The sequence below is a fragment of the Arthrobacter sp. lap29 genome (genome assembly GCF_032458965.1).
Taxonomy (GTDB): domain Bacteria; phylum Actinomycetota; class Actinomycetes; order Actinomycetales; family Micrococcaceae; genus Specibacter; species Specibacter psychrochitiniphilus.
Genome location: NZ_JAUCEK010000010.1, coordinates 1 through 23,666 on the forward strand (window position 1 = coordinate 1; position 23,666 = coordinate 23,666).

21 protein-coding genes and 2 pseudogenes are annotated in these 23,666 nt (G+C 61.2%); 9 read left to right on the plus strand and 14 right to left on the minus strand.

Annotation, left to right across the window (positions count from 1 at the left end; translation table 11 throughout):
* Window positions 1-90: 90 nt before the first annotated feature.
* From RY113_RS15690 to RY113_RS15715, 6 genes and pseudogenes are all read left to right on the plus strand, one after another.
* A pseudogene (locus RY113_RS15690) lies at window positions 91-702 on the plus strand (recombinase family protein).
* Between the two features lie 169 nt (window positions 703-871).
* Complete coding sequence (locus tag RY113_RS15695; RefSeq protein ID WP_315915315.1) at window positions 872-2,248, plus strand: PLP-dependent aminotransferase family protein; 1,377 nt, start codon at window positions 872-874, stop codon at window positions 2,246-2,248.
* A gap of 131 nt (window positions 2,249-2,379) precedes the next feature.
* On the plus strand, window positions 2,380-3,411 hold the full coding sequence (locus RY113_RS15700; protein WP_315915316.1) for an aldo/keto reductase: 1,032 nt from the start codon (window positions 2,380-2,382) through the stop codon (window positions 3,409-3,411).
* Window positions 3,412-3,457: 46 nt separating this feature from the next.
* A pseudogene (locus RY113_RS15705) lies at window positions 3,458-4,012 on the plus strand (SDR family oxidoreductase); the annotation flags it as partial.
* A gap of 91 nt (window positions 4,013-4,103) precedes the next feature.
* Window positions 4,104-4,322, plus strand: a complete 219-nt coding sequence (locus tag RY113_RS15710) for a hypothetical protein (protein WP_146213056.1) — start codon at window positions 4,104-4,106, stop codon at window positions 4,320-4,322.
* A gap of 110 nt (window positions 4,323-4,432) precedes the next feature.
* Window positions 4,433-4,810 (plus strand): YciI family protein, encoded by a 378-nt coding sequence (locus RY113_RS15715; RefSeq protein WP_110106849.1) that lies wholly within the window; start codon window positions 4,433-4,435, stop codon window positions 4,808-4,810.
* A 68-nt stretch (window positions 4,811-4,878) separates the two neighbouring features.
* Here the strand turns inward: RY113_RS15715 and RY113_RS15720 are convergent, their stop codons facing one another.
* Window positions 4,879-6,291 carry a mycothione reductase gene (locus tag RY113_RS15720; protein ID WP_315915317.1) on the minus strand — a complete coding sequence of 471 codons (1,413 nt, stop codon included), beginning with the start codon at window positions 6,289-6,291 and terminating at the stop codon, window positions 4,879-4,881.
* 430 nt (window positions 6,292-6,721) lie between these two features.
* On the opposite strand from RY113_RS15720, the gene RY113_RS15725 reads away from it, so the two are divergent.
* Window positions 6,722-7,930, plus strand: a complete 1,209-nt coding sequence (locus RY113_RS15725) for an acyl-CoA dehydrogenase family protein (protein ID WP_315915318.1) — start codon at window positions 6,722-6,724, stop codon at window positions 7,928-7,930.
* A gap of 267 nt (window positions 7,931-8,197) precedes the next feature.
* On the opposite strand, the gene RY113_RS15730 is transcribed toward RY113_RS15725, so the two are convergent.
* The 13 genes from RY113_RS15730 to RY113_RS15790 all read right to left on the minus strand — a co-directional run bounded on the left by RY113_RS15730 (window position 8,198) and on the right by RY113_RS15790 (window position 21,118).
* Window positions 8,198-8,692, minus strand: a complete 495-nt coding sequence (locus RY113_RS15730; RefSeq protein ID WP_315915319.1) for an FBP domain-containing protein — start codon at window positions 8,690-8,692, stop codon at window positions 8,198-8,200.
* Window positions 8,693-8,969: 277 nt separating this feature from the next.
* On the minus strand, window positions 8,970-10,094 hold the full coding sequence (locus RY113_RS15735) for an AI-2E family transporter (RefSeq protein ID WP_315915320.1): 1,125 nt from the start codon (window positions 10,092-10,094) through the stop codon (window positions 8,970-8,972).
* 207 nt (window positions 10,095-10,301) lie between these two features.
* Window positions 10,302-10,976: an SRPBCC family protein gene (locus RY113_RS15740; protein WP_315915321.1), complete on the minus strand. Its 675-nt coding sequence runs from the start codon at window positions 10,974-10,976 to the stop codon at window positions 10,302-10,304.
* A 4-nt stretch (window positions 10,977-10,980) separates the two neighbouring features.
* Window positions 10,981-11,859: a xanthine dehydrogenase family protein subunit M gene (locus tag RY113_RS15745; RefSeq protein WP_315915322.1), complete on the minus strand. Its 879-nt coding sequence runs from the start codon at window positions 11,857-11,859 to the stop codon at window positions 10,981-10,983.
* Window positions 11,856-14,258, minus strand: a complete 2,403-nt coding sequence (locus RY113_RS15750) for a xanthine dehydrogenase family protein molybdopterin-binding subunit (RefSeq protein WP_315915323.1) — start codon at window positions 14,256-14,258, stop codon at window positions 11,856-11,858. Before RY113_RS15750 ends, RY113_RS15745 begins: the two co-directional genes overlap by 4 nt.
* Window positions 14,255-14,821 carry a 2Fe-2S iron-sulfur cluster-binding protein gene (locus tag RY113_RS15755; protein ID WP_315915324.1) on the minus strand — a complete coding sequence of 189 codons (567 nt, stop codon included), beginning with the start codon at window positions 14,819-14,821 and terminating at the stop codon, window positions 14,255-14,257. Before RY113_RS15755 ends, RY113_RS15750 begins: the two co-directional genes overlap by 4 nt.
* A 117-nt stretch (window positions 14,822-14,938) precedes the next feature.
* Window positions 14,939-16,120: an XdhC/CoxI family protein gene (locus RY113_RS15760; protein WP_315915325.1), complete on the minus strand. Its 1,182-nt coding sequence runs from the start codon at window positions 16,118-16,120 to the stop codon at window positions 14,939-14,941.
* On the minus strand, window positions 16,113-17,270 hold the full coding sequence (locus RY113_RS15765; protein ID WP_315915326.1) for a VWA domain-containing protein: 1,158 nt from the start codon (window positions 17,268-17,270) through the stop codon (window positions 16,113-16,115). Before RY113_RS15765 ends, RY113_RS15760 begins: the two co-directional genes overlap by 8 nt.
* Before the next feature lie 3 nt (window positions 17,271-17,273).
* Window positions 17,274-18,173 carry a MoxR family ATPase gene (locus RY113_RS15770; RefSeq protein ID WP_315915327.1) on the minus strand — a complete coding sequence of 300 codons (900 nt, stop codon included), beginning with the start codon at window positions 18,171-18,173 and terminating at the stop codon, window positions 17,274-17,276.
* A 217-nt stretch (window positions 18,174-18,390) separates the two neighbouring features.
* Window positions 18,391-19,464, minus strand: a complete 1,074-nt coding sequence (locus tag RY113_RS15775) for an alkene reductase (RefSeq protein ID WP_315915423.1) — start codon at window positions 19,462-19,464, stop codon at window positions 18,391-18,393.
* Window positions 19,465-19,548: 84 nt separating this feature from the next.
* On the minus strand, window positions 19,549-20,319 hold the full coding sequence (locus RY113_RS15780) for a nucleotidyltransferase family protein (RefSeq protein WP_315915328.1): 771 nt from the start codon (window positions 20,317-20,319) through the stop codon (window positions 19,549-19,551).
* Window positions 20,320-20,338: 19 nt separating this feature from the next.
* Entirely contained in the window at window positions 20,339-20,761 is a 423-nt protein-coding gene (gene arfB, locus RY113_RS15785; RefSeq protein WP_315915329.1) for an alternative ribosome rescue aminoacyl-tRNA hydrolase ArfB, read from the minus strand.
* A gap of 186 nt (window positions 20,762-20,947) precedes the next feature.
* Window positions 20,948-21,118, minus strand: coding sequence for a hypothetical protein (locus RY113_RS15790; protein ID WP_315915330.1), 171 nt, complete (start codon window positions 21,116-21,118; stop codon window positions 20,948-20,950).
* 151 nt (window positions 21,119-21,269) lie between these two features.
* On the opposite strand from RY113_RS15790, the gene RY113_RS15795 reads away from it, so the two are divergent.
* Both RY113_RS15795 and RY113_RS15800 read left to right on the plus strand, forming a co-directional pair.
* A complete protein-coding gene (locus tag RY113_RS15795) occupies window positions 21,270-21,614 on the plus strand; it encodes a protealysin inhibitor emfourin (protein WP_315915331.1) in 345 nt (114 codons plus the stop codon).
* 400 nt (window positions 21,615-22,014) lie between these two features.
* Window positions 22,015-23,592: an amino acid permease gene (locus RY113_RS15800; protein ID WP_315915332.1), complete on the plus strand. Its 1,578-nt coding sequence runs from the start codon at window positions 22,015-22,017 to the stop codon at window positions 23,590-23,592.
* Window positions 23,593-23,666: the final 74 nt, after the last annotated feature.

A 23,666-nucleotide genomic window follows, 5' to 3' on the forward strand; every position in this document is an offset into this window, starting at 1 on the left:
CAAGCCGGTCTTTGACCGGGCGCACAAGCTCCTGACCTGCATCATTGTGAAGTTCAGCCCTGCGCCGTCCCGTATGACCCATCCGGCTAAGTGACCGGTAACGGGGCTTTATACGACACACTATTTCTCATATCTAAATACTGATTGGCTACGCGCGCGTCTCAACCGACACCAAGACCTAGCTGCCCTTGGTGCCGAGTTGGAACGCGCCCATGTTGATCGTGGCTTTACCGGCAGAAACAAGAATCGCGCCGGACTACGCGAAGCCGTCGCCGCGTGCCGGGCTGGAGAGACGTTCGTCGTTACCAAACTCGACCGCCTGGCCCGTTTCTTCCGGGACGCCCACGAAATAGCCGACGACCTCGCCAGCCGTGAAATCAAACTCAACATCGGTGGCTCCATCCATGACCCTACCGACCCAACGAGCAAGCTGCTGTTCCACGTGTTGGCAATGATTTCAGAGTTTGAAGCCAGCCTCATCAGTATGCGCACCCGCGAAGGAATGAAGGTTGCCAAGGCCAACGGCCGGCCCCGGGGAAACCAGCCAAAAACTCACCCTGAAACAAGAAGCCCAGCTCCTGGAACTGCGCGATGCGGGGCACAATGACCGAAATGGTCGAACTATTCTCCATCAGCCAATCCACCATCTACCGGGCCGTTGAACGCGGACAACGTAGGGCTGCCGAACCATTAGGATCCTGATAGTTGTGCAGTCGACTTCAGACGGGGTCCACTCAACACGAAGCCAGACTAAACATCGACACACCCTTACCGTGACCCTTCCGTACCGATCCTCCTCGAACCCCATATCTTTCGCGCAATAGTGGGTAACACTTTTGCGATATGAGAAGTAACGTTATCTAGTTGTTTCATGTCTATCAGTAACAGGTCCGAGGAAATCGCTTGCATGTTAAAGCAGCAGGCCGCTTTGATGCGTGCAGGAGATAAACTTCCCTCAGTCAGGGAGCTGTCAAAAACCTACGGCGCAAGCCCGGTAACCATCACACAGGCGATCACCGCGCTCTCCGCACTAGGTGTGGTGCGTGCTGAACCAGGCCGTGGAACCTTCGTGAACGGAAATAACACAGCGGGTGAATCCGACTACGCCTGGCAGTCCACGGCGCTGGGCCGTTCACGGGTTGATGCTGGCCGCGCCGGGAGGCTCAACGCCCAGGGAAGCGCCGATCATGTCCAGCTGTCATGGGGTTATTTGGCACCCGAACTTCAGCCCTTTGATGAATTGCGCACCTTGGGGGCCCGCTGCGCCAAGAGCCACCGGGCCTGGACCATGGCGCCTCCCATGGGCTTGCCGGACTTGCGCCGTGTGTTTGCCGCGGAACTCGGTGCCGATGTGGCAGACATGCTCATCATGCCCGGGGGCCAGCAATCGCTCGTGTTTGCCATGCGAACCCTGGCCGATCCGGGCACCACACTGATCACCGAAAGTCCCAGCTACCCCGGTGCCACCATCGCAGCCCAGGCAGCCGGGCTACACCTAGCCGCGGTACCCTCCGACGCCAACGGCATTCGCACCGATCATCTGGCCGAGACACTGGAACGCACCCGCGCCAAGCTCATCTATCTGCAGCCCTGCTACGCCAATCCCACAGGAGCGGTGCTGAGCCCGGAGCGGAGGGTTGAGGTGCTGGCTCTGGCCAAACAGTACGGTGCCTTCATCATTGAGGACGATTGGGCCAGGAACCTTGCTCTGGAGGGCACCGCCCCGCCACCTCTGTTCACCCAGGATCCTGACGGGCACGTGGTCTCCATCGCCACCCTCAGCAAGCCCGCCGCGCCAGGGCTCCGCGTGGGTGCCATTGCGGCACGGGGCCCTGCCGGTGAACGCCTTCGCACGGCACGGATTGCCGATGACATGTGTGTGCCACCGCTGGCACAGGAAATCGCCTTGGGATTGTTGAGCTCAGGGGCCTGGCCTCGGCACCTGAAACGGCTGCGTGCAGGACTACTCGAACGCCGGGACGCCATAGTGGCCGAGGTCCATGCCTCCATGCCCGGGGCTAGAATCACCAACATTCCCACCGGCGGCATCCATCTGTGGGTACGTCTGCCGGAGGGCAGTGATTCGCTGGTTCTCACGGCAGCAGCCCACGCAGCTGGCGTGATGATTGGTGACGGGCGCCAGTTCTACGTGGATGAGCCCACGGCACCCCACATTCGTCTCTCGTTCAGTGCTGCCTCGATCGCCCAGATTGGCGTGGGTGTGCGGCGCGTGGCATCCCTCTTGTGATCTAGTCATCGGGATACTGATACAGCCCTAAGCTGATAGCCGCAAACCTCCCCATTGAGGCGTTGCTGGGGCATAGTTGGCACAGTGAGCTGTTTCAGAACACAGTGAACACCGATGACAAGGGGAACACCATGAAGTTTCACACCCTGGGCAGCAGCGGCACCGTAGTCTCCAACTACGCGCTGGGCACCATGACCTTCGGAGCCGAGGCCGATGAGGCCACCTCCCACTCCATCCTGGACACTTATGTTGGTGCAGGAGGCAACTTCATCGACACCGCCGATGTTTACACGGCCGGGGCCTCGGAGAGCATCATAGGCCGTTGGTTGGCCCAACGCCCCGAGGCGAGGGACGCCGTCGTACTTGCCAGCAAGGGGAGGTTCCCCACAGGCACTGCCCCGAACGACGTCGGAACCTCCCGCCGGCATTTGACGCGCGCCTTGGATGCCTCCTTGCGCAGGCTCGGTGTGGAACAGATTGACCTGTATCAATTGCACGCCTGGGACCCCATCACGCCCCTGGAGGAGACGCTGCGCTTTCTCAACGATGCTGTCAGTAGCGGGAAGATCGGCCACTACGGGTTCTCGAACTTTCTGGGCTGGCAGCTGACCAAGGCGGTTCATGTGGCTGCTGCGCACGGGTGGAACCCGCCGCTGACATTGCAGCCGCAGTACAGTCTGTTGAGCCGGGAGATTGAGCTGGAGATTGTCCCGGCTGCTCTGGATGCTGGTGTTGGGCTGTTGCCGTGGTCGCCGTTGGCCGGTGGATGGCTAAGTGGAAAGTACCAACGGGATGTGGCTCCGGCCGGTGCTACCCGGTTGGGCGAAAACCCGCAGCGTGGCATGGAAGCGTGGGCGGAACGCAATGCGAACCCGCATACGTGGGAGGTGGTGGGTGCCGTAGCGCAGGTGGCCGCTGCCCACGGTGTCAGCTCATCACAGGTAGCACTGGCCTGGCTCGCGGACCGTCCCGCCGTCACCTCGGTGATCTTGGGTGCGCGGACCCTTACGCAGTTGTCCCAGAATCTGGGTGCGGCGAATCTGGTGCTAAGTGACGAGGACAAGAAAAACCTCACGCTGGCCAGCGAGCTCCAAGTAGGCGTTTACCCGTATGGACCCAAGGCTCAGGAGCAGCGGAGCAGGAAAATTACTGGAGGCCGGTGAGGGTAGACGGTGCTTTGCGGCAGGGTGACAGAAGCGCCAGTTTGTCCATCTGGACGTGCGTGACGAGGCCAGCTGGGATGAGGCCATGACGCAGGTGGTGACAGCATTGGGAGGGCTGGACATACTGGTCAACAATGCAGGCATGGAGGTGACAAGCCTGCTGATTGATTTTGATCCGGAGGACCTGCGCAGAATGCTTGAGGTCAACTGCATCTACCCGGGGCTGATTGGCAACCCCATAGGTATGAAGCTAGCCACCGACATCGTAGAGATTGGACTGTTCCCTCATATGGAAACAGCCGTGGGCTCCGTAGTGAGGCTGACACCGCTGGGACACTTGGGCCAACAAACGGATATGGCCAACGCGGTGGTCTTCCTCGCCGCCTGGACCCGCTACCGTGACACCGCGGAAGAGGCTGCCGTGAGCATGGCACTCGAAGAGCCGAGCTTCAAGATAGTGCGCTCGCGGACATCGCCGGGTGGGGATCGCAGGCATACGGTAACGGTAATTCATGCTCGGTGGTTCCACTACGGGCCAACCCACTGTGAGGGGAACGCGACTAGTCCCGTCAGCCCAACGGTCTGCTGGACTCTTGGGTGAAGCGGCCTGATTGCCGCAGGGCTCGGACTGCAGCCGTGAACTGTTGGCTGTCACCGTTGAGCGCGAAGTGGTCAGGGGTAATGTAGCTAACATGAACAGCAGTTTCGGGCGCATCGCCCTCATCGCCATCGGTCTGCTCGCTGTGATCATCGGTGGAGTATTTGCCGGGCAGGGAATGAACCTGATCCCGGGAAGTTTTATGACCGGTAACCGAATGTGGTTCTCCATCGGGCTGATCGTCGCGGGAGTCGGCATCATCCTTGTGGTGCTCGGCCTACGCCGGCCCAAGGCCGGACGCCCGAACAAATGAGGCCCGTGTCTTGGGCAAACTAGGGGTACAAGGCCGTGTCCAAGCCAAGCCGTGGTGCACGCCTATGAAAAGGGGCTGGTCCAGCCGGCCCGGGGGAGAGAGAATTAGCTATGCGCTACACACTTCTATTGCACTATCCGGAACAAGACCCGGAGGATCTCGATGAGGCGGCCATGGCCGAAGCTCAGCAAGCCATGTCACGGTACGCGGCCGCGCTCCATCAGGCCGGAATCTTGCGGGAAGCCCAAATCCTTCAGCCCTCTGCCAATACCACCACACTGACCCTGGTCAGTGGAATTGCACATGCACAAGACGGTCCGTTGGCTGGGACAACGATGGCTCTGGGCGGACTCGTCGTCATTGAGGTGCCCACCTTGGATGCGGCCCTTGACTGGGCCCGGCGTTCGCCGTCGCTGGCATGGGGCGATGTGGAAGTCCGCCCAGGCGCAGTCCACGTGGCCAGCGGCGCCTGGGTACCCAGCAGCTGACTGCCCCGAAGACCCATGGATGAAGACCCGTGGATCTGAACAAACTTGCTCGGCCTCAGAACGCTCAATCAGCGTGGTTCTGGCAGTCCCAGCAGTGCGTTTTCTACCAGCTCGGACAGTGCCGGATGGATCCAGTATTGCCCGCGGGCCACCTCCTTGGCGGTTTGGCCAAAGTGCATTGCCTGAATTAGTGGCTGAATCACGGTGGCCGCCTCCGGCCCAATCACATGCGCGCCTAGCAGCAGGCCCGTGGAGGGATCAGCCAGCACCTTCAGGAAATGGCCGCTGTCCTCGCGTGCCCAGCCCGCCGCAATGTCCGCATAAGCCTGCACCTTCACCACATAGGGGATGCCAGCCTTCTGCGCGTGCGCCTCGGTGAGTCCCACCGAGGCGATCTGCGGATCTGTGAACACGGCTGCGGGCACAAAACGGTGGTCTGAACTAATCGGCGTGTCAGGATTCGCCAAGTTGTGTTTGACCACCTTGGCCTCATGGTTCGCCACATGCTTAAGCTGGAACTTGGAGGAAATATCACCCAGCGCATAAATACCGTCAACCCCGGTTTGCTGATACTCATCCACCACCACCCGGCCTTGATCATCGAGAACCACCCCGGTTTTCTCCACGTCCAGGTGCGCCCCGTTCGGCTTGCGTCCGGTGGCGATCAGCAGCACATCCGCCGCCACCTTGCCTGGCCCTTCTGGCCCCGTTACCTCAAGCACCACGCCGTCAGCCGATTGCTTAACACCTGTCACCGTGGTCTCCAGAAGAACCGTGTAGCGTGCCGCGGCCTCCTTCGTGAACTGGGCGGAGACCTCATCATCTTGGGACTTCAACAGGCGTTTCCCACGAGCCAGCTGGGTAACGTGAACGCCAAAGGAGGAAAAGACGTGCGCAAATTCCGCAGCAATATAGCCTCCGCCCAGAATCACGATGCTCGCTGGCAACTCCTCCAAACGCATGATGGTGTCCGAGGTATGAACCGTGTTACTCATGGCCAACTCCGCGCCGGTGGGCAGGCCCGCAAGCTGTGGAACCACGGCATGGGAACCTGCGGCCAAAACAAAGCGCTCGCCGGTCACCGCAGCGGTGCCGCCGTGGTGCATGTCAATGTGTAGGGCCTTGTGCCCCGTGAACCGGCCACGTCCGGCAAAAACAGTAATATTGGGGCATTCCGGGCCCTCGCGGTATGCGCGCCCGCCGTCCTCAATGGCATCGATGCGGCCAAAGATCCGGTCCCGGATGCCGGGCCAATCCACGGCATTGAGTTGTGCGTCAACGCCGAGCGCACGTCCGTGCCGTGCGGCGTCGGCCAGTTCAGCGGGGTGGACGAACATTTTCGTGGGGATGCAGCCCACATTCAGGCAGGTTCCGCCGAACAAGCCGTCCTCGACAATGGCAATGTTCAAGTGTTCGAATTCCGGACCGGGAATAGAATTGCCGGATCCGGTACCAATAATTACAAGGTCAAAGTGGGGCATTGTCCAAGGCTACAGTTCCGGTGTGAAAAGTGCGTGCCAGCCAACGGTTTGTCTCGAAGGTTCCCGCGCGGGCTGCCTCACAAAAGAGAAGATTGGCTCCACAGTGGGTCAGTGGCCGGGCTTGGGAGTGTGTGCGGGAGCCCGTCACTGGATGCGTGAAATGTGAGCTGCGCAACTTGATGCGATCAGAAATTGACTCTAAGCTCATAAAAAGTGAACGGAAGTTCACTTTGATTCACGCAGGCACACTCACACACTCAACACACGTTCACTAGGACGGCGATGAATCCACCAGAACTCACCTAGCGAACGCGTCCGGGCGCGCCCATCCGTGATCGACGGTCTGTTCTACCGCTTTGCCACCACCACAGCTGCCACGGTTGCTAGAGCCGCCCCTTCACTATCTCTTCCGAAACCCCTAAGAGGCACCATGAGCAACAACACCGAACCAGCCGGAACCACCCGCACCGGTACAGACAGCGCCCAACTCTCGGACGTCCTGAACCTCGATGCGCTGCTCAGTGAGGAGGAACTGAACTTACGGCGCACAGTGCGCCGTTTTGTCGATGAACGCATCCGGCCCAACATTGCCACGTGGTACGAGGACGCCGTGTTCCCTACGGAAATTGTGCAGGAAATGGGGGCTCTGGGCCTGTTGGGCATGCATTTGCAGGGGTATGGATGTCCTGGCCGCTCCGCCGTCGAATATGGCATTGCCGCCATGGAGTTGGAGGCCGGCGATTCTGGGTTGCGAACCTTTGTCAGCGTGCAGGGATCTCTGGCCATGAGCGCCATCCATAAGTGGGGTTCCGAAGAGCAAAAGAAGCACTATCTGCCCGGCATGGCCAAAGGTGAGATCATCGGCTGCTTTGGTTTGACCGAGCCCACTGCCGGATCCGATCCCTCCTCCATGGCAACCTTTGCCCGGCGGGACGGCGATGAGTGGATTTTGAACGGCGCCAAACGCTGGATCGGGTTGGCCTCGATAGCCCAGATCGCGGTAATCTGGGCCCAGACGGACGACGGCGTACGCGGCTTCTTGGTGCCCACTGACACCCCGGGTTTCACAGCGACTCCCATACAAGGCAAACTCTCCATGAGGGCCTCGATTCAATGTGAACTTAGCTTCGAGGACCTCAGGCTGCCCGGCGAGGCCCCACTCCCGGGTGCCAAGGGCCTGCGCGCACCCTTCGCCTGCCTCAACGAGGCCCGCTACGGGATTATTTGGGGCACCATGGGTGCCGCCCGGGACAGTTATGAAGCGGCGCTGGCCTATTCACTGCAACGCCAGCAGTTCAACAAGCCACTGGCCGCCTACCAAATCACGCAGCAAAAGCTCGTTGACATGCTCCTGGAAATCCAAAAGGGCACACTGCTGGCCATCCACACGGGACGTATGAAGGACGCCGGAACTTTGGAACCTGTGCAGATCTCGGTCGGCAAATTGAACAATTGCCGCGAGGCCATCAAGATCTGCCGCGATGCCCGGGCCATTCTGGGCGGCAACGGAATCACCCTGGACTACTCGCCGCTGCGCCACGCTAACAACCTTGAATCTGTGCGCACCTATGAGGGCACCGACGAGGTTCACACCTTGATTCTGGGGAACCATATCACCGGCATACCCGCCTTCCGCTAGCGGCACGAAAAACTTCGAAATCATCTCCACCCAAGTGACTCATGCCGTGGGCATCGTTAGAATCAACCGGCCCGGGGGAGTTGAGCCGATGAGCCGAGCCTCCGAAGTCATGGGGATCGGCCCCGTCTTTTCATCCGCCAGGTCCTGTGCCTTCATGATGGGAACAGATAGAGGGGCCGGAACAGGAGAATGTGCAGCGCGGAATGGCAACATTGTAGGGGCGCCGGGCAAAGTATGGCCGAAGCGCACGCCTACACGTCGCAGCTCCTAATCGAGACCGGGCGCCATGGTGTGCATGAATTTCTCGATGTGCACCTGCAGTGCGGCCATGCGTTCTGCCTTCGCCGCCTCCACATCGAAGCCAAGGTAGGCCGGCGGCGCCGGGCGGCGGACGTTGGTGGAGCACTCAAAGTTGGCGCACATCAGGGTAGCAAGGGTGTTTCCGTTTCGTCCAGCGGCGCCGGGACGCTTGGCAGTGAAGTACACAACGTCGTTGGGAAGGGTTACGTCTTCGCACCAGGCGCATTGGGCGCGCGAACGAATCCTGCCCTCGACGTGGCGGAAGAGGATGCCCCGCGGGGTGCCGTCAACCCACGCGATCACATAGCCAAGAGCGGGGTATTTGCGGTCGCGCCAACCGATGAAATCTTGTCCGTCCCACTTGAGAGATTCAAAGTTTTCTGGGAGGTTGAGGTTGTTGCGCTCTCGTTGGGAAGCGTTCATGAATGAAGCGCGAATCTGGGTTTCTGTCAGGGCAAGCATGGGTGTTGGGCCTATTCTGTCCGGCTGGTGCACTGCCTACAGCAGTGGCTGGCACAAGAGTTGAGGAGATCCCGCAGGGGCGCACATAGAAGTACAGGCGGGGAACTGTGCGCACAGCGCAGCAGTTGAATACGGGGAAGGGAAGGCTATCTGCCGCCGGCGCAAGAACAGCCGGCGACCTCCAAACGACCCACGGGGCCAAAACTCACTGATGAAAACAACACAAGAACGATCCTATACCCGCGCCGAGAATGTGGGCCCCATTCAGTGTGCCGTATCAGCTGTCCGGGTGGGCAACGGGTGAGCGTTGCGCCGGTGGGCTTTCCTGTTCCAACCACGTCTTGATGATGGTCCAGCCAACAGCGGTGAGTGGAACTGCCAGCAAGGCTCCCACCAGCCCGGCCAGGGTGGAACCCGCCGCCAAGGCCAGAAGGATGACCAGACCATGAATGCTCAACACCTTGCCCATCAACAGTGGCTGGAGCAGATGGTGTTCAAGCTGGTTGACGCCGACGATGATCGCAAGAACAACCAGTGCCGCGATGGGGCCGTTGAAGATTAAGGCAACGAGAACTGCCAAGGAGCCGGCGACTGTGGCGCCGATGATGGGGATAAAGCCCCCAATGAAGACAAACACGCCCAGCGGCACGGCCAGGGGAATCTGCATGATGGCCACGGCAATGCCCACAATAAGACCGTCAATAAGGGCAATCAGAGAGGTTCCCCGCAGATACCCTCCCAGCACCACGGTACTGCGTTCGGCAGCCGTATGAGCTTTTCTGCGCTGGCGCGGAGGGAGGAAACCGAAGAGGAAATCACGGATCTTCTGCCCGTCCTTGAGGAAGAAGAACAAAATGACGGCCATCAGGACCGCACCAACACCTATTTCTCCGGCAACACGCAGTCCCGTCAGCGCTTCTGTTCCGAAGGCGCTGCTGGTGATGAACTTCTGCACGGATTCCCGGATGGAGTTTATCTGTGCGTCGGAAATGGGGTAGGGACCGTTGTTCAAGAAGCTGTGGAGCTGATCGATGCCATCATCTGCCCTCGAGACCAAGTCTTGGGCCTGTGATCGGATCAGGAAGACAACGCCGGTGACCACCCCGCCGAAGACGGCCAGGATCCCAACGAATGCGGAAAGAACTGCCAGCGCCCTAGGCCAGTGGCGCTTGGTCAGCCAATGCACCAGCGGGCTGATCGCCGAGGCAAGAATCAGGGCGATGAGGACCGGAATGATAACCACCGGAACCCTCGTGGCTGCCCAGAGGACAACCGAGGCGAAGGCCAGAATGAGTAATGCCTGCGCCGAGCGGATCGCGGTCCGCCCGAATCCATCCCGCCAGATCCCCACCCGGTCCTGCGGCAGTGAGCCTCGGGTTGGCGGGGTGGGTGTAGTAGGCATGAGTCACTCTCGTGGTCGTCGGTGTTCGTTGAAGTTGGAATCAGCGCGAAAGCGGTGATCGGGCTGTGTCTACCCGTCAACTTTTTTCACATCGCTCTGCTGATACTCTCCGGGACTCACGCTGGCCCGAAAACAACCGAGCGTTAACGAATATACCCCCGAAACTAAACGAGCGTTGGCTAATTTTGCCCCGAAACTAACCGACCGTCAGTTTTCCTTTCTCCGTCGTCCGCAGATCAGCAGCACTATACCCAACAGCGCCACCGCTGCCAGCACCGCCGGGCCGAACCGCTTGGCCAGCACTGGAAATACCGCCTGGCCCAAGTCCAGTTCCGGCGCCGAGGCCCTGGTTGGTGGCGGGGCGAGTGTTTTGCTTTCGGCAGGCTCGGCCAGTGCTTCAGCTTCCACCACCGGAACGGGCTCTACCGCATCTTCGGGCGGGCCTTCTGCCTTGCTGATGACGCACTGCACAAATTGCTCCAGCAGCTTGTCCGAGATGTCCTGGATGACGCCACGGCCAAATTGTGCCGGTTTGCCTGTGACATTCATGGTGGTGGAGACATCCACCGTGGTCCCGTCCCCGTCCGCTCTCAGCACAGCCGTCACGGTGGCGCCGGCGGTACCATTACCGCGTTTGTCCTTCCCCGTGGCCGCGATGATAACAGTGTGTGTGGCCTCGTCGCGCGATAAATACTCTCCCGTCCCGGCGTACAGCATGGCGATGGGCCCCAGTTTAATCTTGACCGTGCCGGTGAACGTGTCCCCGTCCACCCCGGTCAGTGTGGCCCCGGGAAAGCATGGGGCAATCTCCTCCAGCTGGTTGAAGGAGCGCCACGTGGCTTCCAGTGACGACGGCACAGCGAAGTGATGGTTGAGTTCCATGCCCTTACCCCCTTGTCCCTTGAAGCCCGACGGCGGCCAGCACTGCGCGCCGTGCCACCACGGTTGCGAGGTGGCGTCGGTAGGCGGCATCCCCGTTGAGGTCGCTAGCCGGATCAGTTCCTTCTGCGGCGTGTGCACAGGCTGCGGCAATTGCCTCCGCATCCACGGCGCACCCTGCAAGCGCGGCCTCGGTGGCAGAAGCCCGCAGGGGAGTGCTGGCCATGTTGGTCAACCCCAGGCGGGCCTCGGCGATCACGCCGCCCTCCACTCGGACCAGTGCAGCGACGGCCACAATGGACCATTGCTGGGCCACGCGTGTGAACTTTTCGTAGTAGGATCCCCAACCATCGAACTTTGGCACGGTGATGCTGGTGAGGATCTCGCCTTCCTCCACGGCCGTGGTGAAGTAGCCCTGGAAGAAGCCAGCCGCCTCTACGGAGCGGGGGCCAGCGGGGCCGGTGATATTGAAAACAGCATCCATGGCTAACGCGGGTGCTGGCATGTCACCGGCCGGATCGGCGTGTACCAAGGCGCCGCCGAAGGTGCCGCGATGCCTCACCTGCGGATCCGCCACCGTGGCCGCCGCTTGGGAAAGTAGCGGCACGTGGGCGGCAATCAGGGGGTCGGTGGCCATCACATGGTGCGGGGTCATAGCACCAATCGTCAGGGAACTACCGTTATCCGTAATGCCAGACAGGCCCGGGATACGCCCCAAGTCAACCACCAGGGAAGGGTCTGCCAAGCGCAGCTTCATGACGGGAATCAAGCTTTGGCCCCCGGCGAGCAGCTTGACATCGTCCCCGGAAGCGTCGGCTCCTGCGAGCAGGGCCAGGGCCTCCTCAACGGTGGTGGGCGCGGCGTAATCAAATGCGCTGGGGATCATTGCACACCTCCGGTGGACTTGGCTTCCTGCAGGGCATGCCATACACGCGAGGGTGTGCACGGCATTTTGATGTCGGTGACGCCGAGGTGGCGGATGGCGTCCAGCACCCCGTTGACAATGGCGGGGGTGGAGGCAATGGTGCCGGCCTCGCCCACGCCCTTGGCGCCGAGTTGGTTACTCGTGGCCGGGGTCTCTGTCCTGGCCGTGATGTAGTGCGGCAGATCGGGGGCACCGGGGACCAGGTAGTCCACAAAGGAACCCGAAACCAGGGTACCGGCGTCGTCGTAGACGGCCTCCTCATACAGTGCCTGGGAGATGCCTTGTGCCAGGCCGCCGTGCACCTGCCCCTCCACGATCATAGGGTTCACCACCACACCGATGTCATCCACGCACACATATTTGAGTACCTTGACCTGTCCGGTTTCAGTGTCCACCTCCATGGCCGCCAAGTGGGTGCCATGGGGGTAGGAGAAGTTGACAGGATCAAAGGTGGCTTCGGAGTCCAGATTGGGTTCCACACCGTCCGGCATGTTGTGGGCGGAGAACACCGCGAAGGCGATCTCGCTAAAGGACGTTGAGGTATCCGTGCCGCGGACGGTGAAGGCGCCATTGGTGAAGTCGAGGTCTTCCTCATTGGCCTCCATCAGGTGTGCGGCAATGACCTTGGCTTTTTCAATGACCTTGTCCGCCGCCGCCAGCACGGCCATGCCGCCCACCGTCAGGGAGCGGGAACCGTACGTGTCCAGTCCGCGCTGGGAGACCTGGGTGTCACCGTGGAGCACCTCGACGTTTTCAAAGGGCACGCCCAAGCGGTCGGCAACCAGCTGGCTCCAGGCGGTTTCATGTCCCTGCCCGTGGGCCGAGGAACCCGTCACAACCTCCACGTTCCCGGTAGGCAGCACCCGTACCTGGGCATGTTCCCAGCCGCCGGCTGCATAGTTCAAGGCACCCAGGACTCGGGAAGGGGCCAGACCGCACATCTCCGTGAACGTGGAGACACCGATGCCTAGTTGGATGGTTGCGCCGGCGTCGCGGCGGCGCTTTTGCTCGGCGCGCAGCCCGTCATAGTCGAACAGAGCCACTGCTTTGGCTGTGGCAGCCTCATAGTTGCCGGTGTCGTACTCCAGCCCGGCCACCGTGGCGAACGGGAATTCGGTGTGCTTGATCCAGTTCTTTTCACGCAGCACCAGCGGGTCCATGTTCAACTCGGTGGCGAGCTCGTCCATCATCCGCTCAATCGCGAAGGTGGCCTCGGGCCGGCCAGCTCCGCGGTAGGCGTCGGTCCACGGCTTGTTGGTGAAGATGTTGTTGCACTCAAAACGGTAGGCCGGGAACTTGTAGATGGAGTTGTACATAAAAGCGCCCAGGATGGGGATACCGGAGGTGATCAAGCCCAGATAGGCGCCCATGTCCGCCAGCAGGTTCACGGAAAGACCGGTGACAATGCCCTCCTTCGTGGCGCCGATCTTCATCCTCTGTACCTGCGCCCGCCCGTGGTGGCCCACCTGCAGGGATTCACTGCGGGTCTCGGTGAACTTGCACGGTTTGCCCATGCGCCGGGCCGCCAACAAGGTGATGATCTCTTCCGGGGTGACCTGCAGCTTCCCACCAAAACCGCCGCCCACATCCGGTGCGATGACTCTGAGCTTGCTTTCCGGGATGCCCAGTGTCAACGCCAGCATCACACGGAGGATATGCGGGATCTGGGTGGCTGAGTACATGGTGATCTGCTCACCCGTGGGGTCAACCACGGTGGAGCGAGGTTCCATGAAGGCCGGAATAAGACGCTGCTGGTACAGGGTCCGCTCCACCACCACATCAGAGGCTGCCAAAGCATCCTCAATAGATGTGCCCGTGCCAGCTTCCGCCGAATCAAAAACCCAGGTGGCCGACTTATTGGATTCCAGTGAAGTGTGCGCCAGAACCGCATCCGTGAATGCTTCCTCCAAGTCCATGACCACAGGCAGCTCGTCATAGTCGACATCAACAAGTTCAGCTGCGTCCCGTGCGGCGGCCGAGCTGCGGGCGATCACTACTGCCACAATCTCCCCGGCAAACGCGACTTCCTCAATGGCGACGGCAGGGTGTGCCGGCGCCTTTTGATCAGGGGTCACGGGCCAGGCGTTGGGTAATGAACCCTGCTCAGCAGCCAGATCGTCGCCGGTCAGGACCGCGAAAACGCCGGGGGCGGCCTTTGCTTCGGTGAGCTCAATGTTGGTGATTCTGGCGTGCGCGTAGGGGCTGCGGACCATGGCCAGGTGCAACATTCCCGGCAGCACCATGTTGTCTGTGTACCGGGAGCGGCCGGTGATCAGGCGGGCGTCCTCCTTGCGCAGGCGCGACTTGCCAATTTCGGGGCTGGGCCCGCTGGAGTGAGCGCTTTCTGTTGTGGTACTCATGACACACCTGCCGTTTCGCTATCATCGTCGGTGAGTTCCTTAGCCACCTCGTGGGTCAGGGATTCGGACACGCAGACTCCTGAATCCCCGTACTCCACACCGTCAGCCACAGATTTCACGGCAGCCACGATGTTCTGGTAGCCGGTGCACCGGCACAGATTCCCCTCCAGACCCTCCCGGATCTCGGTCTCGGTGGGATGCGGGTTTTCCTTGAGCAGTGACGCCGATTGCATGATCATCCCCGGAGTGCAGAAGCCACATTGCAGGGCGTGGCACTGGTGGAATGCCTCCTGCAGTGGTGCCAGCTTGCCGTTCTGCGACATCCCCTCAATGGTGGTGACCTTGTGTCCGTCGGCCTGGACGGCAAACATGGTGCACGATTTCACGCTGACCCCGTCAAGATGGACGGTGCAGGCCCCACAGTTGGTGGTGTCGCAGCCAATCAACGTGCCGGTTTTGCCCAGCCGCTCACGGAGATACTGTACGAGCAAGAGCCGGGGTTCGACGTTATCGGTGTAACTAACGCCGTCAACTTCAACGCTGATGGATGTGGAACTCGCCATTGAGATCTCCTAATCGCTGTGGAGACCCAGCCCAATAGCCAGCCTCCAGCCCATGATGGCTCTTACGTTACATGACGGCATCGCAGAACGTTAGGGCGAAAAATCGGCTCCCTTGTGCTATTCTTCCGCGGGTTCAAGCTGAAGGTTCGGGTTCTCGGCGCCCTCATGGTCGGCATCGGCGAGGGGCACGTGATGAATGCGCACGTCCATGTGGCTCAGCCGTCCGCCCTTCCCGCCCCAGCGCAGCGAAATGATCTCTGCCGCAATGGACACGGCGGTTTCCTCCGGTGTGCGCGAGCCCAGATCCAGTCCGATAGGGCTTGAGAGCTTGTCAAGCTCGGCTGCGCTGAGCCCCGCCTCACGCAGCCGGTCCATCCGGTCATCGTGGGTTTTGCGTGAGCCCATGGCCCCCACATAGGCAACCTCGTGGCGCAGCGCCACCTCCAACAGGGGAACGTCGAACTTGGGGTCGTGGGTGAGCACGCAAATTACTGTCCGCGGGTCAATCAGTCCTGCATCAATTTGGCCTTGCAGGTACCGATGCGGCCACTCCACCACCACCTCATCCGCCACGGGGAAGCGGGCCTTCGTGGCGAAGACGGCACGGGCATCACACACGGTGACTCGGTAGCCTAAGAAGCTACCCTGTTTGGCCACGGCCGCGGCAAAATCAATGGCACCGAACACCAGCATGCGCGGCTGCGGGGCAAAACTGGCCACAAAAACCCGCATGCCGTCCCCGCGCCGTTCCCCGTCAGGACCGTACATCAGGGTTGTGTTGCGCCCGGCGGCCAGCAGGCCCATAACGTCATCGCTGACGGCGTGGTTGGCGCGGTCACTGCCCAGGCTCCCTTCAAATCCGTCAGGTCGTACCACCAGGTGCCGCCCCAGCCAGGCCGGGTTTGGGTGTTCTATCACGCTCACCACGGCAACGGGAACATCGGCGTCCACATCAGCGCCCACGCCGGGCAGTTCCGGGAAGGTCTTCAGTGAAACGGCCTCCACGAACACATCAATGATGCCCCCACAGGTCAGCCCCACCTCGAAGGCGTCATTGTCGGTGATACCGTACCGCTGCAGTTTGGGGGTGCCACTCTCAATCACCCCCGTGGCCAACTCGTAGAGAGCGCCCTCCACGCAGCCGCCCGAGACCGAACCCACCGCCCGGCCATCGGCGTCGACCATCATGGACGCCCCCGCGGGACGGGGCGCCGAGCGGAAAGTGCGCACCACAGTCCCCAGCCCCACGGTGTGCCCGGCCTCAACGGCGTCGATCAAATCCTTCAACACTTCACGCATTGCCCATCACAACCAACAACTCCTCGAAGCTTTTCAGCGAATGGCCCCCAATAAAATAATCAACGTGCTCCAGGATGGCCTTAACTCCCTGCTGCACGGGTTCATAACCGGTTTTGCCCCGGTGCGGGTTGGCCCAGATAATGCACCGGGCCACATGGTGCAGACGTTCCACTTGGTGAGCCAGCAGTGTGGGGTCCCCGCGCTCCCACCCATCACTTGCCACAATTACGACGGCGGACCGGGCCACCGCGCGTTGGCCCCACCTATCGTTGAACGCACGCAAAGCCTCTCCCAGCCGGGTGCCTCCGGACCAGTCGGGGACGGTGCGCCCGGCCATCGCCAGCGCGTCGTCGGGATCGGGGATCCGTAGGGCAGCGGTCACCCGTGTCAGCCGGGTGCCTAGGGTAAATACCTCCACTTGGCGCGGACCGGCCTGGAGGACGAGGTGTGCCAGTCGCAACAGGCTGTCCGCGTAGGGGGCCATGGAACCGGAAACATCCACCAACCACACCACGTTGCGTGGTTTGGGCGGTGCCTTGGACCGGCGCAGCGGACCCGGTTCTCCAGCGCGGCGCAGCTGGTCCCGCAGGGTCCGCACCCTATCGATGCGCCCATGCCGGTCCGGGTGAAGGCGCCGGGAGCGCCGCGCTGGCAACGTCACGGCCAGTTCGGTGAACATCCGCTGCAGCAGGGCACGTTCGGCCGGATCAAGCGTTGGAATATCCCGGTGCCGCAGCAGTTCCCGCCGGCTGGCCACTGCCCGCAATGCCTCCTCGGCGGTTTCTTCGCCGCCGCTTACGCCCTCGTCCGTCAGAGAGGGCGCCCTCACGGTGGTGGGAGCGCCCGCTTGGTGGGTGGCGGGTGCATGGCCCGGGGCAAACCAGGCCTCAAAAGTGCGCTGGTAGCGCTCCAGATCCTCCGGTGCGGCGCACAGTGTGGCCCGGCCAGCCCAAAAAACCTCCGCCCGGTTCTCTAACGAGAGTCTGGACACGGCCTCGAGAAAGCTGCGTGAGCGGTCAGCGGTGACTTTCACCCCGGCAGCGCGCAGGGCCGCGGCGAAGGCCAGCAGGATTTCCTCGGCCGAATGCGCGGTGGCGTTGAGCCCCGCACCGCTTTGCTGCCGCTTTGACCGCGGTTCCGCCTGCGCCATGGTTCAACCCAGCATCCGGGCCAGGGCGGCGGAGACCCGTTCGGTGTCCTCACGGTACTTGCACAAGGCGCCGATACTGGCTGCGGCGGAGGCCAGGTCCAGTTCGGGGCTGCCTAGAAGGTGAAGGGCACGCGCCCAATCGAGTGTTTCGGCCACGCCCGGAGGCTTCATGATGTTCTCGGTGACCCGAATTTGCTGCACGGCACGGACCACTTGTTCGGCCAGCGGTGGCGGAACCTGTGGGAGTCTGGTGCGCACAATCTCCACCTCGCGGGCCAGCCCCGGGTGATCGATCCAGTGGTACAGGCAGCGGCGTTTGAGCGCATCATGGAGGTCCCGGGTCCGGTTGGAGGTCAGCACCACGATGGGCGGTGTTGCGGCCTTGACCGTGCCAAATTCGGGAATGGAAACCTGGTAGGTGGAGAGGACTTCGAGAAGGAACGCCTCAAATTCGTCGTCGGCACGGTCAATTTCATCGATCAGCAGCACGGCCGGGCTTTGCTGCAGCGCTTTCAATACTGGCCGGGCCAGTAGGAAGCGTTCATCGTAGAGCGAGTTTTCCAGTTCCGCTGTGCGCAGGCTGTTGGCGCCGGGGGCCTTGTCACTTCCTGCCTCCACGCTGCGCAGGTGCAGGATCTGGGCGGTAAAATCCCAGTCATAGAGCGCCTGGGAGGCGTCGATGCCTTCATAGCATTGGAGCCGGATCAGTGGGAGTTTTAGTGCCTGGGCGAGGGCCTCCGCTAGCGCGGTTTTGCCAGTGCCGGGTTCGCCCTCCAGCAGCAGGGGCCGTTCCATGGCCAAGGCCAGGTAGCCGATGGTGGCCAGGCCCTCATCGGCCAGGTACCCGGTTTCGGCTAAGAGTGCGGCCAGCGCGGCGGCCGAGGTGATGGACGTGGAAGTCATGGCACCAGCATAGAACCCCAAGTCAACGCTCCCGCAGAAACGGTGGGTTTTTGGCCAACGCTCCCGCAGGCCCGAGCACTCCAGCAGACCAGCGGGAGGCCGCCCGTAAAAGGAAGGCGACCTCCCGGCGTCGGGCTTCCCGGAGCCGAGCCTCATGGACCGGGCTCAGGAACGAACCTCAAGAACTAGATTTGAAGTGCGGAACCTTAGGGCCTCGCTAGTTCGCCCAGAACGGGTAGTCGGTGTACCCGGCCGCGCCCTCGGTGTAGAAGGTGCGCGCATCGGGCTCGTTCAGCGGCAGACCCTCGGACCAGCGGCGGATCAGGTCAGGATTGGCCAGCGCCGGGCGCCCTACCACCACGGCGTCCGCAATAGAAGCCATGGCCTGGGCGTCGTCCAAGGTGGTGATGGTGGAAAAGCCGGTGTTCAGCAGGACAGGCCCGCCAAACCGGGTGCGCAATGTCTGGACCAGGTGTCCAGAGGGTTCCTTGTGCAAAATGCTCAGTCCGGCCAGGCCCAGGGGCGCAATACCGTCCACCAGGGCCGTGTACGTTGCCAGGGTTTCTGCCGCGTCGGTTTCCAAGGCGTCCTGAATATTGTGCTCGGGGGAGATACGCAACCAGGTATTCTCGGCACCAATGGCCTCGGCGACCGCAGTCACTGCCTCGATGACAAAGCGGGCACGGTTCTCTGCGCTGCCGCCATAACCGTCGCTTCGTTGATTGGACGCGGGGGACAGGAACTCGTGTAGCAGGTACCCATTGGCGCCGTGAAGTTCGGCGCCGTCAAAGCCTGCGGTCATGGCGTTGCGGGAGGCCTGCACAAACTCCTCGATCACGCCGGCGAGTTCATCGCCTGCTAAACCGTGGGGTACCGGGAAGGGTGACTTGCCATTCTTGGTCCGGGCCACGCCGTCGATCGCAATGGCGCTGGGGGCAACCACCTGATGCCCGCCGTTGATGTCCGGATGGGTGACGCGCCCGGAGTGCATGACCTGGGCGATGATCCGCCCGCCGTCGGCATGCACGGCATCAGTTACCCGCTGCCAGCCCTCAATGTGCGCCTCGGTGACCAGCCCGGGCTGGCGCGCAAACGCCTGTCCGGCGAAGCTGGGGTAGACGCCCTCGCTGGTCAGCAGCCCCATGGTCGCTCGTTGACGGTAATACTCAACCACAATGTCCCCGGGCACGCCGTCCTCGCCGGAGCGGGAGCGCGTGAGCGGGGCCATGACCACTCGGTTGGGGAGTTCAAGGTTGCCGAGGGTGACGGGTGAAAACAGGTTCAAGGACATCTCCAAAAATTTCGTTGACAAGCTGCCCCTGCCACAACACAGGCACCGCACCGGCTATTCCCGGACGGCTGTGCAGTTGCGGCGTCAGGGTGTGGGCCGCTCCAACAGATGAAGTTGTTCGGGAGTATCCAGATCGGCGCCGTCACTGAGATCTGAGCAGTCCACGAGGTCTGTGGCGTCGGCATGAATACGCAGATAGTGCCGGGCCCCGGCATCGCCGCTTGCCGAGCGTGCGGCCAGCCCGGCGTGCCGGGGAGAGAAAAGGACAGGGTTGCCGCGGCGCAGTGCGCTGGGTTCGTCACTACTGCCGGGGCGAGCCCCGTACTCGGAGCGGTATCCAGCTGCAGTGATCCGTCCAGGGAGGTGGGCCGCAATGAGCCGGGCCACGAGCCGGGCAGTCATGCCGGGCTGATCCACAAGCGCCACCAGCACCTGCTCAGGAGCCCGTTCTTCCGCAGGATCTACCTCTTGGCCGGCCGCCGGTCCGGGAACACCATGTTCAGGCTCGATGCCGGCACTGGTGTCCGGCGCGACGTCAAGATCCAGCGCGAAGCCAGGGTCCAACGCGCAGCGGACGCCCACGGCAAAGGAGGTGCCCATGCCTTCGGCCCAGCGAGGATTCACCACTACTGTGCACCCCGATGGTAGCGATGTTTGCCGGACTGTATCCGCACCGGCCCCAATGACCACGATCACCTGTGAGCAGCCACCGCGCAACAATTCGCCAGCGGCATGCGCCACCAAGGTGGTGCCGCAAAAGGGCAGCAGCGCCTTCGGGCCCAGCCCTAGGCGGGTTCCGGCGCCTGCCGCTAGCAGCACCGCCGTGGTGCCTCCTCTGGGAGAAATCTCAGCCATGGGCCAACTCTAGCTGTGCTCAATCCGAGGGCGGGCGCTTGCGCAATTGTTTCGTTGTAGAGCGCTGCTGCTTTGCTGCCTGGTGCCGCCGCTTTGAGCCACGGCTGGGCTTGGTGGGCCGGCGTGACGCGGGCGGAGGAGCCAGCGCCGCGGCAACAAGTACACCCAGCTTTTCCAGCGCAACTTCCCGGTTCCGAAGCTGCGAACGTTGCTCGTGCGCGGTTACGGTGACCACCCCGCTCACCAGCCGGCGTTCCAGCCGGGCCAGCAGAACCATTCGCTGTTCCTGGGAGATCGCCAATGATTCATCAATATTCCACAGCAGCTCCACCCGGGAGTCGGAGGTATTCACATGCTGGCCACCGGGTCCCGAGGAGCGTGAAAAACGCCAGCCAAGCTCCACCGCGGGAATGGTGAGCGTGGGCGAAACCATCAAGTCCATGGATCAAGTCTTACACGGGCCGCTTTGCGCAGAACGCCCGCCTGATGGCTCCTTACTTCCGGTGGCACTAGAGACATTGGGGGAGTGGGTGCATGATGGAAGCAGGCGAACAATGATTTGTGCCTTGAACATTCGCCACCTAGCCGCCGTCGAACCGAGGAGCTGAGCTAAATGAGCATGTGGGGACTAGCCATTGTCATCGGATGCATCGTCATCATCACTGTCATCATGGGATTGATCGCCACCCATGGTGCGTACAAAAATTCCCATCACTAGCGGCGGCACCTCAAGCACACCTTGATCATGGCGTACCGTCTTCTTGTTGCCAACAATGAGCCCTACTTGCGTGTGAGTCATCTTCTCTAGGTGGCTGTCATGTCATCACAGGAACATCCGGCAGTCATGGCACCAAAGGCGAAGTGGGCTATTTGGTGTCTTTGCGCGGAACATCACCGTATTTTGTAGGGCCTGGCGGTAAAGTCCAGCAAGTGGAAATTGCCTCCCGCCCATGGATACCGAACTAGTGGTGGAATTCAAGAAGTGCGGCGGCATTGCTGGCATCCATCAGGAACTCATGCTCAGCGAGCACACTGGCACGCTCACCGCCGAGGACGCCGCCACGCTAAAGCACTGGCTCAGTAAAGTCGATTTCTTTGGGCTCACGGAGGACAAATCCGGTCCAATGTACTATGACGGGTTTAGCTATTCCATGACGGCCGCTTACGGCTGCCGGCATCGCGTCATCCATGCCGACGAAGGTATAGACAACGCAACCTTGGCCAAACTCGTGCAGCTGATCAACTGGCTGGAATCTAGACCTCCTGACCCGCGCCCACAAATGGTTATTGACTGAAAGGGCCAAAGCGGGAGCCTCATCTGGCCGGCGCTAGCGTAGCCGCCTAGGCTGTCCTGCATCTCCTAAAAGTAAATGCTGAGCAACAGCAATGCTTATGAATGACGGTAATCCTGTGGCGATGGCCCATAAATTCGGCCGATCACAGTGACGTAGAGCACTCATTCTTCGATTATGGCGGTTCACCGTCATAATGGATTGTTGTCGGCTTTATCGAGAACAGCAGGGAATTTCCAGCATACTGCCGACCTTGGGCTCATATTCACTCATTTGGCGTGGCCTCGACTCGTTGGGGGCCACGAAGCAGGAAGTTGCAGATGCATCAGAAGTACTGTTCCTCAGCCTCTACGAGGACCCGATTTTTTAGCCACTTGTCCGGTGCTGGGGTGACGAGCAACTCATGAGTAAACTCTCGCTCGATCCGAGGCTCGAAACACAAGGGCAGAGTGGTCCCCGGCTGGGTAAGCAGACACGTTATGTGCCAGATGACAACGAGCTCAAGCGTGGGCTCAGCAGCCGCCATCTGCAGATGATCGCCATTGGCGGCGCCATTGGCACCGGGCTCTTCGTCGCTTCCGGTGGGACCATCGCGCAGGCTGGCCCTGGTGGAGCGTTGCTTGCCTATGCCCTAGTGGGTTTGATGGTGTTTTTGCTCATGCAGTCATTGGGGGAAATGTCCGCCAAGATTCCCGTAGCTGGCTCGTTTCAAACCTATGCCACCCGTTTTGTCTCGCCTTCGTTTGGCTTCGCCATCGGGTGGAACTATTGGTTCAACTGGGCCATTACGGTGGCTGCGGAACTGGTTGCCGCCGGGATTATCATGGATTTTTGGTTTCCTGAAGTACCCGGCTGGGTCTGGGCTGGTGGATTTCTTCTGCTATTGACTGGCATCAACGCGCTCTCAGCCAAAGCCTTCGGTGAGAGCGAATTCTGGCTCTCCCTGATCAAGGTAGTTGCCGTCATCTTATTCCTCGTGGCCGGTGTGCTCATGATTATTGGTGTTCTGGGAGATAGTGCACCAGGACTGAGCAATTGGCAAAACCGGGAAGACGTCTTCCACGGTGGATGGGTTTCCATTCTGTCCGTCTTCATGATTGCTGGGTTCTCCTTCCAAGGCACAGAACTTGTGGGCGTGGCCGCCGGTGAAGCGAAAAACCCACGGCGTGAAGTTCCGCGCGCCATACGTTCAGTCTTCTGGCGCATCATGATTTTCTACATTGGAGCCATCTTCGTGATTGGCTGCCTGATTCCGCTGACTGACCCGAGTCTGCTCTCCTCAGGGGAGGCTGATATTGGGGCCTCACCCTTCACTCTGGTCTTTGAACGTGCCGGTATTGCCTTTGCTGCGGCCTTGATGAACGCCGTCATTTTGACGGCAATTCTCTCGGCAGGAAACTCCGGACTCTACGCCTCAACACGGATGCTTTATGCCATGGCCAAGGATGGCAAGGCTCCCAAAATCTTTGGGACGACCAATTCACGCGGAGTGCCCATCGCCGCCTTGCTGGCCACGGCCGCCGTCGGGCTGTTTGGCTTCCTAAGTGCCCTTGTGGGTCAGGGAGCTGCTTACGCATGGCTGATTAACGTCTCCGGCCTGTGCGGATTCATCGTGTGGGCGGGAATTGCCCTCTCGCATTATCGCTTCAGGCGAGCCTTCCTCGCACAAGGAAACGCGGTTGCGGACCTGCCGTATCGGGCAGCCTTCTTCCCCATTGGCCCGCTCCTGGCTTTCGCCGTGCTGATCTTGGTCATTGCCGGGCAGAACTACGAGGCTGTCCTAGCCGGCCGCGGCATGGAGGTCCTCTCCTCCTATATTGGCATTCCGATGTTCCTTGGCTTGTGGCTGATTCACCGATTCGTCAGCAAATCCCAGTTGGTTCCCCTCATGGAGGTGGACCTGAGCGGCCCTGAGGACATCGAGGACAGTGTGGACCTGGAAGGCGGCGCTGAGTACTCGGGGTCGGCCGTCCGGCGCTGACCGGGCTCTATAAAAATTCACGAGCCAGCACTTACCCTGAAGCCGCGACATACGCCCGTTTGAGGTGCCGAAGG

Coding starts and splice junctions, on each gene's coding strand:
- RY113_RS15695 (WP_315915315.1), top strand. CDS start 872: ATGTCTATCAGTAACAGGTCCGAGGAAATCGCTTGCATGTTAAAGCAG.
- RY113_RS15700 (WP_315915316.1), top strand. CDS start 2,380: ATGAAGTTTCACACCCTGGGCAGCAGCGGCACCGTAGTCTCCAACTAC.
- RY113_RS15710 (WP_146213056.1), top strand. CDS start 4,104: ATGAACAGCAGTTTCGGGCGCATCGCCCTCATCGCCATCGGTCTGCTC.
- RY113_RS15715 (WP_110106849.1), top strand. CDS start 4,433: ATGCGCTACACACTTCTATTGCACTATCCGGAACAAGACCCGGAGGAT.
- RY113_RS15720 (WP_315915317.1), bottom strand. CDS start 6,291: ATGCCCCACTTTGACCTTGTAATTATTGGTACCGGATCCGGCAATTCT.
- RY113_RS15725 (WP_315915318.1), top strand. CDS start 6,722: ATGAGCAACAACACCGAACCAGCCGGAACCACCCGCACCGGTACAGAC.
- RY113_RS15730 (WP_315915319.1), bottom strand. CDS start 8,692: ATGCTTGCCCTGACAGAAACCCAGATTCGCGCTTCATTCATGAACGCT.
- RY113_RS15735 (WP_315915320.1), bottom strand. CDS start 10,094: ATGCCTACTACACCCACCCCGCCAACCCGAGGCTCACTGCCGCAGGAC.
- RY113_RS15740 (WP_315915321.1), bottom strand. CDS start 10,976: ATGGAACTCAACCATCACTTCGCTGTGCCGTCGTCACTGGAAGCCACG.
- RY113_RS15745 (WP_315915322.1), bottom strand. CDS start 11,859: ATGATCCCCAGCGCATTTGATTACGCCGCGCCCACCACCGTTGAGGAG.
- RY113_RS15750 (WP_315915323.1), bottom strand. CDS start 14,258: ATGAGTACCACAACAGAAAGCGCTCACTCCAGCGGGCCCAGCCCCGAA.
- RY113_RS15755 (WP_315915324.1), bottom strand. CDS start 14,821: ATGGCGAGTTCCACATCCATCAGCGTTGAAGTTGACGGCGTTAGTTAC.
- RY113_RS15760 (WP_315915325.1), bottom strand. CDS start 16,120: ATGCGTGAAGTGTTGAAGGATTTGATCGACGCCGTTGAGGCCGGGCAC.
- RY113_RS15765 (WP_315915326.1), bottom strand. CDS start 17,270: ATGGCGCAGGCGGAACCGCGGTCAAAGCGGCAGCAAAGCGGTGCGGGG.
- RY113_RS15770 (WP_315915327.1), bottom strand. CDS start 18,173: ATGACTTCCACGTCCATCACCTCGGCCGCCGCGCTGGCCGCACTCTTA.
- RY113_RS15775 (WP_315915423.1), bottom strand. CDS start 19,464: ATGTCCTTGAACCTGTTTTCACCCGTCACCCTCGGCAACCTTGAACTC.
- RY113_RS15780 (WP_315915328.1), bottom strand. CDS start 20,319: ATGGCTGAGATTTCTCCCAGAGGAGGCACCACGGCGGTGCTGCTAGCG.
- arfB (WP_315915329.1), bottom strand. CDS start 20,761: ATGGACTTGATGGTTTCGCCCACGCTCACCATTCCCGCGGTGGAGCTT.
- RY113_RS15790 (WP_315915330.1), bottom strand. CDS start 21,118: ATGACTCACACGCAAGTAGGGCTCATTGTTGGCAACAAGAAGACGGTA.
- RY113_RS15795 (WP_315915331.1), top strand. CDS start 21,270: ATGGATACCGAACTAGTGGTGGAATTCAAGAAGTGCGGCGGCATTGCT.
- RY113_RS15800 (WP_315915332.1), top strand. CDS start 22,015: ATGAGTAAACTCTCGCTCGATCCGAGGCTCGAAACACAAGGGCAGAGT.